Source organism: uncultured Amphritea sp., assembly GCF_937127095.1.
Taxonomy (GTDB): domain Bacteria; phylum Pseudomonadota; class Gammaproteobacteria; order Pseudomonadales; family Balneatricaceae; genus Amphritea.
This window is the reverse complement of record NZ_CAKZLP010000035.1, coordinates 62759-74901: the sequence shown is the minus strand read 5'-3', so window position 1 is coordinate 74901 and position 12143 is coordinate 62759. Positions and strand designations below refer to the sequence as shown.

Sequence of the window (12143 nt, the reverse complement as noted above, 5' to 3'; positions counted from 1 at the left end):
CAAAACATTGATACTGAGCTAGCCAACAAAGCGAACTGGGACACTGCCTTTGGATGGGGCGACCATGCTTCAGGTGGATACCTGGCTGCATCGTCTTATACGGCCGCGGACGTTCTGACTAAACTGCTCACCGTCGACGGCGCCGGTACGGGCCTTCATGCAGATCTTTTGGATGGCTATGAAGGATCCTACTACCTGGATTATAATAATCTGATTAACAAACCTACTGGTGGCGGAACCGGCGATGCTGTCCTTGCGGATGATGAGACGATCACAGGTGATTGGGTATTTAGCTCATCGCTAAAAGTAGCTGATTCTAACGCAGCTTATTATCCTTCGGGTACTTGGAAACAAATTATCAGCCAACAACAAGACAGTGCAGGAAATCACGGCCTGTCTGTCATGACTCGATGGGGTGGCTCAGACAGCATCATTTTTGAGGCTGCTTCCGGATGGACAGGCGGGGCTGCTCAATACTCAAGAGTGTTCAATATCGACGGCCTTGGTGTTGCTCGCTTGTTTGATAAATCTACAGATATTGAGCGTATCAAACTTACTCCCTCTGGTTATAACCCAGGGGCCGGTATTGCTGCAATTGAAACATCTGGCTCCTATGGTGGCGGCATTCGAATGGTCGATGGTGCTGGGTCTTGGATGACTTGGATGAGTGCGTCAGGCACTGTTTTGAATATCGGCCTACCACAGGCTTCAGGGACCAATAACTTCTCGACCGCTATGACAATTAACAGCGTCGGTCAGATTTTTTGGGGAACTGGTGTTGGTCGAATGGATACAAATGGTACCATCGTAGCTCAAGATGTCTATGCAGATCGAGGCGACAATACCGGTGTTATATATTTTGGATCTGATGGAAGTAAGTACCTTTATTACAGCGGAACTGATTATATGCTGAATGGCGCAAATCTTTCAGTAAATGGAACATATGCTCTTCTGCAAAATGGGACACAAACTTTTGGCCCCGCCGGCGGTGGCGTAAAAACATTCCATACCACTGATGGGGAAACAATCATTGGTGGTGGCTCCGCTATCAGTTCTTTGCAAGTTATGCAGAATACTGCTGGTACAGACGCAGCAATAACGTTCCATGTATCTGGAGATTATGCTGCTCAATTTGGATTATGTGGAGACATCAACGACTTTGCTGTCGGAGGGTGGTCTATGGGTGCTAATAGGTATCGTATTTGGCACGAGGGTAATCTTCCGACAGATACTGCTGCCACGGCTAATACAGTTATGCTTCGAGATGGCAACGGAGACACAACTGCTCGGTATGGTTTTGCAACGTATTTCAACATGACCCACTCCGAGGCCGGCCGGTACAGTGACACAGTCTTTTACTCGTCGTATGATAATTTCGTTCGTAAGAACGATGCAGCGGGTATGCGGTCTTCTTTAGCAGTACCTGGTTTGGCTGGTGACAATACCTTTACGGGCAATCAGGTCATAAAGAACACATCACCAACACTGTTCTTCCAAGACATTGATCATGACAGTGCGATGATCCACGTCAACTCCAGTGTTTTCTATGTTTTACGGGGAACTGGAAGCACAACTGGCTGGACATCTCACTCAAATGGTCGTTGGCCTATGCAACTTGGGCTTAGTGCCACAAACCCATATGCATCTTTTGCTGGGAATATTTATACTGTTGGTCAGTATTACGGGGGTACTGGCACCGCGACAGCTCCTGCGTTCTCATTCTTAGATGACACTAATACAGGCGTTTACCAAAACGGAGCTGACCACCTGAACTTTGCAACGGGTGGTACCCAACGTGGTTACTGGAATAGTACATCCTTGTATGTAAATGATCTTCGTCAAATGTCTGACCGAAGGGCGAAGAAGAAAATCAAAGATAGCCCGTACGGTTTAAAAGAGCTTCTTCAGCTTCGTCCTCGGAAATATATTGTGAAGGCTAACGGCACGATTGAGATTGGTTTCATCGCCCAAGAGGTTGAGGAAATCATGCCCGAATTTGTAGATGATGGAAAAGGCAGCAAATCATCAAAAGGGATGAAGTCCTTAAAATATGCCAAAATGGTTGCTGTTATGACCAAGGCTATCCAAGAACTAGAAGCTCGTGTTCGTGAACTGGAAGCTGCATAATGGCTGTCGGTGCATTACCTTATTTATCAGAGATCCAGACTGAATTTGGAATGTCAGCTGGTAATTCGTTTTTCCAGCTGTACCGTGGTGGACCTTATGTGCCGGATATTACTGCAAATGCTGCAGTCGGTACAACGCCCGCTACGACATATCTCAGCCAATTTCCTAATACCCAAGATCAAGATCCAAATTTACTCCTTAACTGGGCAGATCTAACTTATAATGGTGATTTTGACGAAGAGACCATCATTGGATCCTGTACACTTAGCTGGACGGTGTTTACAAATTCTGGGTCGCCAGTTGTTTTCCCAAGCCGCAACGGAAGCAATATTTCTTCAGGCACTGCAGTATCCGCTGGAGATGTAATTAGGTTTAGCGGAAATGGGTTCGCCGGATCTTACAATGCTGATGTATCTGTGTTTTCCAATGGTATCTTTATTGATTCATTCAACGTGACCGGCTCGAGCGGCGGCCTTTAGAAAGGAATTATTATGAATATCCCCATTGAACTGGACCCCGTGTGGGCAATCCTTGTCGTAGCGGTCATAACCGCACTCGGAAACAAATGGAGTGGTTGGGAGGATGGCGATCGGTATAGCGGCTCTTTTCTCATTGGATTTTTCAGTTGGTGTTTCCTTGGTCTCCCCGGAATATCGCTTGGTGTTGCAATGCTTGGCTGGCGTCTCGTCGGTTGGCAAAAATCACTCGACATGGGTCGGAACGAAAACTCGTTCATAAGGGACTTTGTCGTAATGGGTATGATCTCAGCTGTACCGGCAATTATTATTGGTCTTGCAACCCAGTCCTGGTTGGCGGCGTCTCTAATGCTGACCATGCCGATCTGCTATACAATCGCGATGTGGGCTCTTCCCTGGAAACCTCAATACAGACACATTACAGTGGCTGAGCTCTTGGCAGGTTTGACATTTGGCGCTACCGGTGCTGCGATAATACTTTTAACCTAAGAAGGAACTCCCAATGTCGACTATTAATATTGATGACAAGGACTATGCCATCGAATCGCTTCCTGATGAAGCGAAAGGCATTCTCGGCCTTATGCAGGCAAACGCGCAGAAGCAGAACGAAGCTCAGGTTGCTCTTGGTTTGGCTCAGGCCGCCCAAGAAACATTAAGCGCCAAACTAAAGCTTGCGATCAAGTCGGTTAAGCCGATCCCAACGCCCCGGGTGAAAACTAGCGAAGCTGGGGGCAACCGCACTACGCGTCGTGCCACGGCTAGCAAGCGGAAGACGGCGAAGGCGAAGTGAATCTGGACTCGGAGTGTCGGATTTAGTTCTCATACTGGATCCCCTTTGACTTCAACATATCAGAGGACCAGGGCGTTTGTCTTGGTCCTTTTTTGTAACACTACTCTATCTTGTATTACATAATTGATGTAAGTGACAATGCCACGGGCAGATGCTAAGAGGTTCGACCATGGGCGACGGTGATGTAGCAATTCCACTGAGTTGGTTTTTGGGCGTTATCGCCACCCTTGGAGGAACCATTGGTGTTATGGCCAGAGAATTCTTTAAGGTTCAGAACACACGTGTCGAAGAAGCTCGTGGTGATACTGAGAAAGTCGTAACTGCTTTAAACGACAATACATCTGCACTAAATGACCTTACGGGTGCCCTCACTAATGGGGGGCCCTAATGTTCTGGAAAAAGCTCGCACAAAAACGAACCAAAAAAACCCTGTTGCCCCAAGAAGAGCAGGATCGTAAAGACAAGGCGCTTGAGGATAATCAAGAAGCAGCCGATCGTCTGAAACGAGCACTGGAAAAATTTGGCCCTTTGAAAGGGGCTTCTGATCTTCTTGGAGATACCTAATTATGAAGTACCTAAATTTTGGAGTTTGGTTCCTCTTCGTAGTGACTGTTTTAGTTATTACCGGCGGGAGTATTCATGCCTTGTTTGATAACATCGCCCCTGCTTTTAACATTTCAGGGAACAGGGCAACTGCCGGCGGATACAGCATGGAAGTGCTCGTTTCATTCATCACATTTATAATGGTGCTTTGGCGGGTAATTTGGGCCGTAGAGGTTACTCACAGTTTATCGTCTGCAGCTAAACTATTACGAACCAGAACTGCTATTCTTTCAATGGGCATCTCTGGCCTAGTAGGTATGGTATGTGTGAATCGTTTTTTCTGGTGGACAAAGCACATGTTCACATCTCAAGCTTATAATTATAGCGAATACTCCGGCGCTGCTAATTCCGTAATCGTGTCTATCTTAATGTGTATAGTGGTCTACGCCTTGCACGCGGATCCAGAAGTAGAGGGATCTATTGAAAACGATTTGCCTGTCGGAAAAAGACAAAATTTGTTCCCAAAAGGAACAATCATTGCAGGCTCTATTTGGTTAGCTGGTGTAATTTCCTTTCTTGCCGGCTCCATGTTATATAGCCCGCGTTTCTAAGGAGAGAACGATGGAATTTTTCATTACCCTGCAAGATGGGTTTGGCGATGGTGTCCTGGCTGAACCAGCTGCGATCATTGAAATGGCTCACGAATGGGCACCTCAAAAAACTGATATCTTTGTCCAGGCTGTTGCCCGCGAAGATGGAGAGAACTCTCTCTTTGTTGAAGGCGGCTACCAGTGGCACGAACAAGTTCGGTTCTTTGTGAATGTCCAAGACAGCCCAGGCGAACAACCATCTTATGACGAGTCGATTACTTTCCAAGCAGGCGTTGAGCTCGATATGAAAGTTGTAACCCTCACCGCTGACGCGTCGCCTGACGCCTTCGGCGCCGGCAAGCGCGTCCGGTTCGGGCTCAAAAATGATTACCAATTTACGCCGCGGGTTTCTGTGAGTTCGCATGTCAAATATCGCTACCAGGCGAAAAAAGACAATTGGGAGCCTCAGTTAGATCTCCAAGTGAACTACAAGCTCAACCCAAATGCGAGCGTCTTCGTCAAACATACCGAACATGATTTCTTTGACGACGCGACAGTTCTCGGATACAAACTCCGAGCGTTCTAATACCGGAACGTGTCACAATCTGTGGCTTCAAGCAGTGAACCGGGGGATCGGCCCTCACAAAACCGGGACTCCCGGGGATCTGCTGCCACAACCCAAAACTACATGGATCTCCCACCATGGCACAACATATTCACGCCCTTACTGCGTCAGAGGCTCAGGTCGCGATCGATCATCTCGATCTGTTGATTCAATCCCTGATTCAGAAAAGAACACATCTCGAAGAGATCAAAGCCGAAGCTTCGAAAGAAGCTGTTGAGCGTGAAGAGCCAAAAGTATTTTTCTCATATCAAGGCCGCAGAACGAGCGAGAGACTTCTCGATCACTGCAAGCAAATGAGGACGGGGAGCATCCGCCGAATCGATCGATTTATTCAAGTGGATCCTATCTGGGCTGTTCGGGTCCGGGTTAATTCCGCTAATCCAGAAGATAACTATCGTTTTACAGATTCGGAAGATTCAGCTAAAGGCGTCCTATCGCTTCATAGTCTCTAGTAACCAAAGGAGGCGGCTATGCATACTAAACCAGAAATCGCCTGCGAATTTAGAGTTCGTACGGTTCATGAGTATTCAGCTCACCCAACATCTTACGAGGTGTTGCTTTATCGCAAAGGCGATCGAGGCTGGATACGGCTGACTTTTGAAGATGGTTCACGGGCGCTGTTCACATCGCCACCCAAGAACGAGGCTGAGGCCCGTCGGGTGATGAAAGAATGGGAAATCCGTAATCATGTCGAGCAAGCAGCATAAAGTAGAAAACCTGCACGAGCAGCCATGGTATGACTACGATGAGTGTATGCGCGCTGTTCAGCGCGTAGACAACTCGTGGAAGTTTCTTGCCGGCACCATCTTCTCGGTTTTCATCAATTCACCAAACGTCGAGGAGTCGCCTCATCAATTCTTCGCTCTCAAGCTATGCGAGGGAGGTGAGGTGGCTGATCGATATCGTATGTGTCTCTATCCGGGACCTCTCATAGCTCAACGAGTTTTGCGCGGGCTGGAAGAACCACCAAAGAAAAAGCCCAGGAGCCAAGACTCACAATTGGCCAGAGGGTTCGGAGGATTTCAAGTATGATGACCCAAGTAAGTACATTTACCTATGACGAGGCTGTTAAAGCATCGGACGCCGCGGAACGAGGATACTCAACTCTTAAATTCCAATACAGCCGGCCCGGTCGAATAGAGAAGTTTCTCCGCAAAAGGCTCAATAAGAGATTCGACCAGAACCTCGCATATCGCCCCGGGGACATTCACCAGTTTACAGTGAAGGCTCGGCGATACCGAATCTTTTGTCTGGTTCTTCCATACGACGATAACAAGATGCCAGCATTTATAGAGATCTCTCGAGACGCGAAGCATCGACAATTCAGATTTTTCGATAATCTCGATGAAGCCCTTCATGCACGAGCCATGAGGGATCTTCCCCAACATGAACCCAAAGACCTGGGACATTTAAAACACAAAGCACTCTAAGAGAGGAGTAAGGCGATGACCCCAAGATATACCGCCAACACCAATTTCAGATCTCACGTCCCAAAGAACGGTTTCACCCGTTTTCTGGCGGAACCAGGATTCAACGAAGACTGGATCCTCAAATATGCTCGCGGCCGAATCAAAGGCCACAAATCCAGATGGATGCTTGAAGAGGGCGATCTCATCAAAATCAATTGCCGAATCACCCGGTCTATGGATGTAAAGTTTTATGGCATCATAACTGTAGTAGCCGATAAGCTAAAACCCACCACTTGGATCATGCGCTTCTACAACACCAAAGAAGAGGCGGTTGCTCAGCGAATTCTCCGGGACATTCAGCCAAAAGAGCCTTTCACATATGTGATGAAGCTCAACCTGGCTGATTTCCGAACTTCAGCAAGCCCACACCTGGCTACCAACTCACTCTTGAAAGGATAATCCAATGGGACCCGATATCGTTGAGGTACTATGTTTTCTACACGGCGAAACCGACAAGGCTTTCTATGTCTCGGACACTGGAGAGCGCCAACAAGCAGTATGGGTACCTACGTCCCAGCTGGAAGGCTACGAATACAAAAGCGGATCGAAGATCGAGCTCTCTATGCCCGAGTGGCTCGCCTTAGAGAAAGGGTTTATCTGATGAGAAACCCGTACGCCCGCGGCGAAATGATTTCCGTTAATAGTGGGTCATTAGCTGACTATTTCAGAAATGGTGGCGCACCAGAGCGTATTTTCGACGATTACGAGAAACAGAATCCAGTACGCACTGCAGATGTCCATCCAGACAAATGCGAGTGCCTACGGTGTGTCATCGACCTCGCCCGCGCGCATGTAGCATATATGGAGAAAGATCATGTCCTTCCGGAAAGCGATTGATAAGCTCTTAATCAAGCACTTCGGCGATAACTGGGAATGCCGCCTGAAAGGCTGCAACGTCCGGAACCAGCCACACTATACAGGCATCCACTCTGTCCTGCGTATGGGCTGCCATAAAGTCGACTGTAAGCGATGTGGACAGGTCCATGAGTTTGACCCTTCATAAATGATTATTACGACCCATTAGGGCGATAATCACGATATTTTTTCAAAAGCAAATAGGCATAGTGAAGTGCCGTGGCAGTACCTTACACATCGAGGAGGTACTTCTTCGAAGCACCCCCCCGGTACACGTATATACACTTAGGGGGCAGAGCCCCCTTGATGAGGTGCCGACCACTACCCAACCAACCATCGGCGCCCGCAGGGCCAAGGACCCTAATACCATGAGCAACATCATCATCGCAGCCGGTCTCACCGCAGGCGGAATCGCACTTGGAATGCGTGAGGACGTTCGCAAGTCAGTCAAGAAAGCAGCCGGAGTAACATCCGATGCAGTCAAGGCAGGCAAGCAGCGCTTCACCCAGACCGAGGCTTCTCTCGTCGAAACTGAGACCGTGACAACGCTCCCTCGCCAAGCGTCAAGCTAGGCCGCTCGTGGACCCGTCCCCTTCGGGGGGCGGGATTCCCACTCTCGAAGATTGTTTGCTTATCTTTATGGGAAACCAAGATAGTATGGTTGGGTTCATGCGTACACGGAGATGGTCTGGTTAAGGGGTACTGCCTACCTCTACACTCTCCTCCCATACATCCATCAACCATACCCTAACCACTATCCATACGATAATCGAACATATACCTAAAACGTATAGTTCTTATCATTCCACCCATTCATCTCATACATTTGTGCATATACCCTTAGGATTGATTTTAAAGCCCTCTGAGAGGCTTTGAACTTATTCCGAGTAAATTCCTACAGATGTACACTATGCGGCCGCAAAGCGGCCTTGTTGAGCGCTTGTGCTCTATTCAACCACGAAAGACCAATCCCATGATTGACCCAAACACTGGCCTTGAAGGCTACTACGTTACTGATGGCCACGATTGTGAGTTCATCCCTTATCCAACTCTAACCTACTACATTGACCCAGATACGGGTCGCCAAGTCATTCGCGGAGCAGACATGGAAGAAGCCCGCTTCGACCGTATCTGTCTCACTTATGATCTGATTCCTCAAACCTCAGTTATGAAAGTTTAAACCCATGTCTCAACATTCTCGTCGCGACTATGATCTGTGTAACCCGATCATTATTCCTCCAACTCAATTCCATGCACGCCCTGCAAGGCTCATCAAAACCACTTACTCCTGTAATGGTGCTGATGCTCTTGTCGGCATGGACCTGGCTAAAGACATCCAACTCTGGATCGCTACTGCCAACTTCATAGACTTCCCTCCAAGTGATGGATGCGTCTGGATCGACAATGAAGGTAAGAACGAAGGCTTACTCGATCATCTCGTTCGAGCTCAAGTCATTGAGTTCAACAATCGCTTTATCGGAACCAACAAAGGTTATGCCTTTGAGTGTAAAGTGATGATCTAAATACAAGTCCCTCGGTAAGTCAGCTTTAAGCCATGCGCCGCACAGGGATTCAGCACTCCTAGGTATGAGAATAAACTACCTAATAAGTCAACTGCGCGCTCACTCGAGTAGCGCATCATGGGGGAGGTCAGAGCTGATGGGAGTGGTTACCCATCATTAAGGCTCTGGCCTCTTTATGCCCATTATCAACTAATCTCAATTAAAGGACCATTATTATGGATACCATCATCACAGCTGCTGGTCTGGCAGCATTCACCGTAGCAGGCTTCATGTTCCTGCTTACCAAGCTCATCGGCTGGAAAGGTGTTGCTAAGCACAAAGCCAAAGTCGACATTGGCTGCTCATTCGCAGCGTTCTTCCTATTCGCAGGTACCTCTACTCTGGGGATCTTCGTTGCCGTCATGTCAGGCTTCATCGCCTCAGTGGCTACGTCGATCATCGGCAAAGTCGTTAATCCCGAATCCAAGCCGCTCACTCCTCAAGAGAGAGCTGCTCAACTCCGTTCCAACCTTGACCGCATACGCACTGCGCCTCAAGGATGGAAAGCCGAGGCGAATCCCTCAACTCGGCATTAGTCCAGTCATCCCCTTTGACTGGGCATCCTCCCTTACCTTGACCCTCGAGCCCTGTGCTCGGGGGTTTCTTTTTAGGGATACACTCGCGGGCAAAGCCCGCTTCCCGGCGTTTCCATAGTGGAAGCGTCTTAACCAACAATCCAGGAGATTGAATATGACCCTTGCAAATGTCGCTATCCGTTCAGGTGTGGGCTTTGTCGTCGGTTCAGCTATCGGTCGGGTCTTCCGTCCTGTCACAACCACTGTGAAGACAGCTGGAACCATGATCACCAATGCCAACAAGTCGATTGTTCGCAGCGCCGAGACCAAAGCTCTGGTCTCTGAAACCAAAGACGTTGTCCGTCGGATGAACCTCCAGACAGAACAGCGCCAAGCGCTGATCGACTTTGGTAACAACTCGATTGAGTTGAACTCCAAGTTCAACGATTTCGACAATGATACCCAAGCTACCTTGAATGCATGGGAGCAGAAGCTCCCTGATGTCATTTGAGTTTTTTGGTGAGCCGGCAGTGCCGGCTTGCTGATAGCACGGAGTAGCTCATGGCAGACTTTAAAACGCAGATGATGAAATTCGCTGCACAGCGAGTTCTTTCGGAAGCCGTTCGAATTGCTGCTCGAAATGTCGAGACTACAGCCAAGAACAAAGTCCGTGATGGCAAACTCCGTAAAATCGTTAAATCCACCACTAAATCTCAGAATAAGGAAATTGAGACAATGGCACGTACTGAAACAACACGCTTCTCTGAACCAACAACGCGAGCTCAGGCCGCAAGTTCAGGGAATGACAAGAAGCCCAAAGAGCCAATCGACTTTTGGGTAAACACCATGCTCGTCGACTCCGACGGTGCTGAGCCAATCCGGATCCTGACCGGACGGCCGCTGAAAGCATTCAACGCTAATCGCGATGTGACAACCTCCAATGAGGATTTCAACCGCGTCAACGCAATCAACAATGCGTTCGTTGAAATGTTGAATGCTGATGCCAATACCCTCGAGCTTGGCGAAAGCAAGTTCTACTCACCGCAGGGAACTCCTGTCGACAAAGAGTCGGGCGAGCTCAAGCTCAAGAAGGGCATTTACCTTCAACTCCACCGTGAGGAAACCGATCACGCCGCCGCAGCTGCGGAAGCCCAGGACATTGTCGCGTCCGAGAGCGATCGCTTGCGGAAACTGTTCGGCAACTAAGCTGAACTCTAAGCCCCGAGGCAACCGCCGCTCCCACCCTTTGGGTGGGGCGGCGGATTGCCGACTGAAGATAGTTTAAGGAATGAACCATGTCAGAAGTAACAATCAGTGTACCAGTCACTGCTTTTAGCGATAATGAAGTTGCCTGCATCATTGCAGACAAACTTTGGACTGAGGATCATATTGAAAACCTCGCAACCGAACTCATGGATGAGACATTCAACGAGGGAAACGAAGATAATTTGTTAGCTCTCGCTAAGATTATAGTCGGACGTCTTTCCGATTTGACTTAGATTTAACTCATCTAAAACCTAAAAAGGGCCAAAAGAGCCCTTTTTCGCAAATCACCCCTAAAACCTAAAAATGCTGGTCTTTATCCTATAAAGATCCAGTAAGAGGATAATACCATGTCGCAAGGACTATTCTCTTCACCTACCCAGGGTACAAAACCTGAGTTCGTGACCAGACAAAATGTAGCTTACCAAGCCCTCGATCAGTCTCGTCTCGACGACGCTCCATTCCATGAAGCAGAGACAGAACTCGAGAAACTCTTCGACAAAAATCAACTCAAGCCACGGCTCAGAGATTGGTTCGGATCTCCCGAATTCATCGACTTCGTAAAGAGCAAAGGGATGTCAGAATCTGTCACCCCCAAGTTCTGCATCGAGCTTTGTGCCACCATGGCTATGATGAAACGTGCTACACCAGATGCGCTCATTGGGATCCTCTATAAAGAGTTCCTCACTGACGCTGGCAAGCACGTTGCCATGCAAGAATGTGCCCACGCTCTGGAAGAGTGTGTCGATGCTGATCTGGTCGATTATTCCATGAACCAGCAGATGTTCATTATCAGATTGGATATTGATCACATCACTCGCCAGGAGCTCGATCGATATCAATATCCTCTACCAATGGTGGTTCAGCCCAAAGTGCTGAGATCCAACACTCAAAATGGATATGTTTCACGTGAAACAGGCCGAGGTCTCGTTGTCTTGAAAGCTGGCCGGCAGGCTCCGCTCTACGAGCAGGCTGACGTCTGTCTTGACCACTTGAACCGTATGAACTCCATCCCTCTGACACTCAACATGCAGACGGCAGAGCTCATCGACAACGAGTGGAAGCATATCGATCGACGCAAGCCAGGTGAAACACCAGCCCAATTTGAGCTGCGCCGGAAAGCCTTTGAAAAGTATGATCAGTCCTCCAAGGATGTCATGCACGCTCTAATGGGGATCCGGGACAGATTCTGGCTTACCCACAAATATGATCGCCGCGGCAGAACCTACTGCCAAGGATACCACGTCAATTATCAAGGCACGTCTTGGAACAAGGCGTGTATTGAGTTTTACCAAAAAGAGCATATAAGGGGCACTTAAATCAAGGAG

At 48.4% G+C, this 12143-nt stretch carries 20 protein-coding genes; 19 read left to right on the top strand and 1 reads right to left on the bottom strand.

Going from position 1 to position 12143, the window contains the following annotated elements; translation table 11 throughout:
• The 11 genes from Q0499_RS08720 to Q0499_RS08670 form a co-directional block, all read left to right on the top strand.
• Nucleotides 1-2127 (top strand): tail fiber domain-containing protein (locus Q0499_RS08720; RefSeq protein WP_299198334.1); only part of this gene is annotated, 2127 nt, incomplete at its 5' end.
• Entirely contained in the window at nucleotides 2127-2606 is a 480-nt protein-coding gene (locus Q0499_RS08715; RefSeq protein ID WP_299198332.1) for a hypothetical protein, read from the top strand. The genes Q0499_RS08720 and Q0499_RS08715, both read left to right, overlap by 1 nt.
• A 12-nt stretch (nucleotides 2607-2618) precedes the next feature.
• Nucleotides 2619-3092 (top strand): hypothetical protein, encoded by a 474-nt coding sequence (locus Q0499_RS08710; RefSeq protein WP_299198330.1) that lies wholly within the window; start codon nucleotides 2619-2621, stop codon nucleotides 3090-3092.
• 13 nt (nucleotides 3093-3105) lie between these two features.
• Complete coding sequence (locus Q0499_RS08705; protein ID WP_299198328.1) at nucleotides 3106-3393, top strand: DUF6447 family protein; 288 nt, start codon at nucleotides 3106-3108, stop codon at nucleotides 3391-3393.
• A 169-nt stretch (nucleotides 3394-3562) separates the two neighbouring features.
• Complete coding sequence (locus Q0499_RS08700) at nucleotides 3563-3781, top strand: hypothetical protein (RefSeq protein WP_299198326.1); 219 nt, start codon at nucleotides 3563-3565, stop codon at nucleotides 3779-3781.
• Nucleotides 3781-3957: a hypothetical protein gene (locus Q0499_RS08695; RefSeq protein WP_299198323.1), complete on the top strand. Its 177-nt coding sequence runs from the start codon at nucleotides 3781-3783 to the stop codon at nucleotides 3955-3957. Before Q0499_RS08700 ends, Q0499_RS08695 begins: the two co-directional genes overlap by 1 nt.
• Before the next feature lie 2 nt (nucleotides 3958-3959).
• Nucleotides 3960-4547, top strand: a complete 588-nt coding sequence (locus tag Q0499_RS08690; RefSeq protein WP_299198321.1) for a hypothetical protein — start codon at nucleotides 3960-3962, stop codon at nucleotides 4545-4547.
• A 10-nt stretch (nucleotides 4548-4557) separates the two neighbouring features.
• Nucleotides 4558-5112, top strand: a complete 555-nt coding sequence (locus Q0499_RS08685) for a hypothetical protein (protein WP_299198319.1) — start codon at nucleotides 4558-4560, stop codon at nucleotides 5110-5112.
• Nucleotides 5113-5228: 116 nt separating this feature from the next.
• Nucleotides 5229-5603 (top strand): hypothetical protein, encoded by a 375-nt coding sequence (locus Q0499_RS08680; RefSeq protein WP_299198318.1) that lies wholly within the window; start codon nucleotides 5229-5231, stop codon nucleotides 5601-5603.
• 18 nt (nucleotides 5604-5621) lie between these two features.
• Nucleotides 5622-5858 carry a hypothetical protein gene (locus Q0499_RS08675; RefSeq protein ID WP_299198317.1) on the top strand — a complete coding sequence of 79 codons (237 nt, stop codon included), beginning with the start codon at nucleotides 5622-5624 and terminating at the stop codon, nucleotides 5856-5858.
• Between the two features lie 738 nt (nucleotides 5859-6596).
• Entirely contained in the window at nucleotides 6597-7019 is a 423-nt protein-coding gene (locus Q0499_RS08670) for a hypothetical protein (protein ID WP_299198315.1), read from the top strand.
• 445 nt (nucleotides 7020-7464) lie between these two features.
• On the opposite strand, the gene Q0499_RS08665 is transcribed toward Q0499_RS08670, so the two are convergent.
• The gene (locus Q0499_RS08665; RefSeq protein ID WP_299198313.1) at nucleotides 7465-7605 is read right to left on the bottom strand and encodes a hypothetical protein; all 141 of its coding nucleotides are present in this window, start codon (nucleotides 7603-7605) and stop codon (nucleotides 7465-7467) included.
• Nucleotides 7606-7843: 238 nt separating this feature from the next.
• Between Q0499_RS08665 and Q0499_RS08660 the strand changes: the two genes are divergently transcribed.
• The 8 genes from Q0499_RS08660 (at nucleotide 7844) to Q0499_RS08625 (ending at nucleotide 12134) form a co-directional block, all read left to right on the top strand.
• Nucleotides 7844-8047, top strand: coding sequence for a hypothetical protein (locus tag Q0499_RS08660; RefSeq protein ID WP_299198311.1), 204 nt, complete (start codon nucleotides 7844-7846; stop codon nucleotides 8045-8047).
• A gap of 401 nt (nucleotides 8048-8448) precedes the next feature.
• Nucleotides 8449-8655: a hypothetical protein gene (locus Q0499_RS08655; protein WP_299198308.1), complete on the top strand. Its 207-nt coding sequence runs from the start codon at nucleotides 8449-8451 to the stop codon at nucleotides 8653-8655.
• A 4-nt stretch (nucleotides 8656-8659) separates the two neighbouring features.
• Nucleotides 8660-8998, top strand: coding sequence for a hypothetical protein (locus Q0499_RS08650; protein WP_299198306.1), 339 nt, complete (start codon nucleotides 8660-8662; stop codon nucleotides 8996-8998).
• A gap of 215 nt (nucleotides 8999-9213) precedes the next feature.
• Entirely contained in the window at nucleotides 9214-9573 is a 360-nt protein-coding gene (locus Q0499_RS08645; RefSeq protein WP_299198304.1) for a hypothetical protein, read from the top strand.
• Nucleotides 9574-9727: 154 nt separating this feature from the next.
• On the top strand, nucleotides 9728-10063 hold the full coding sequence (locus tag Q0499_RS08640; protein ID WP_299198302.1) for a hypothetical protein: 336 nt from the start codon (nucleotides 9728-9730) through the stop codon (nucleotides 10061-10063).
• Nucleotides 10064-10113: 50 nt separating this feature from the next.
• Nucleotides 10114-10758 (top strand): hypothetical protein, encoded by a 645-nt coding sequence (locus Q0499_RS08635; protein WP_299198300.1) that lies wholly within the window; start codon nucleotides 10114-10116, stop codon nucleotides 10756-10758.
• A gap of 89 nt (nucleotides 10759-10847) precedes the next feature.
• Nucleotides 10848-11051: a hypothetical protein gene (locus Q0499_RS08630; protein ID WP_299198298.1), complete on the top strand. Its 204-nt coding sequence runs from the start codon at nucleotides 10848-10850 to the stop codon at nucleotides 11049-11051.
• A gap of 114 nt (nucleotides 11052-11165) precedes the next feature.
• Nucleotides 11166-12134: a hypothetical protein gene (locus Q0499_RS08625; protein ID WP_299198296.1), complete on the top strand. Its 969-nt coding sequence runs from the start codon at nucleotides 11166-11168 to the stop codon at nucleotides 12132-12134.
• Nucleotides 12135-12143 lie beyond the last annotated feature (9 nt).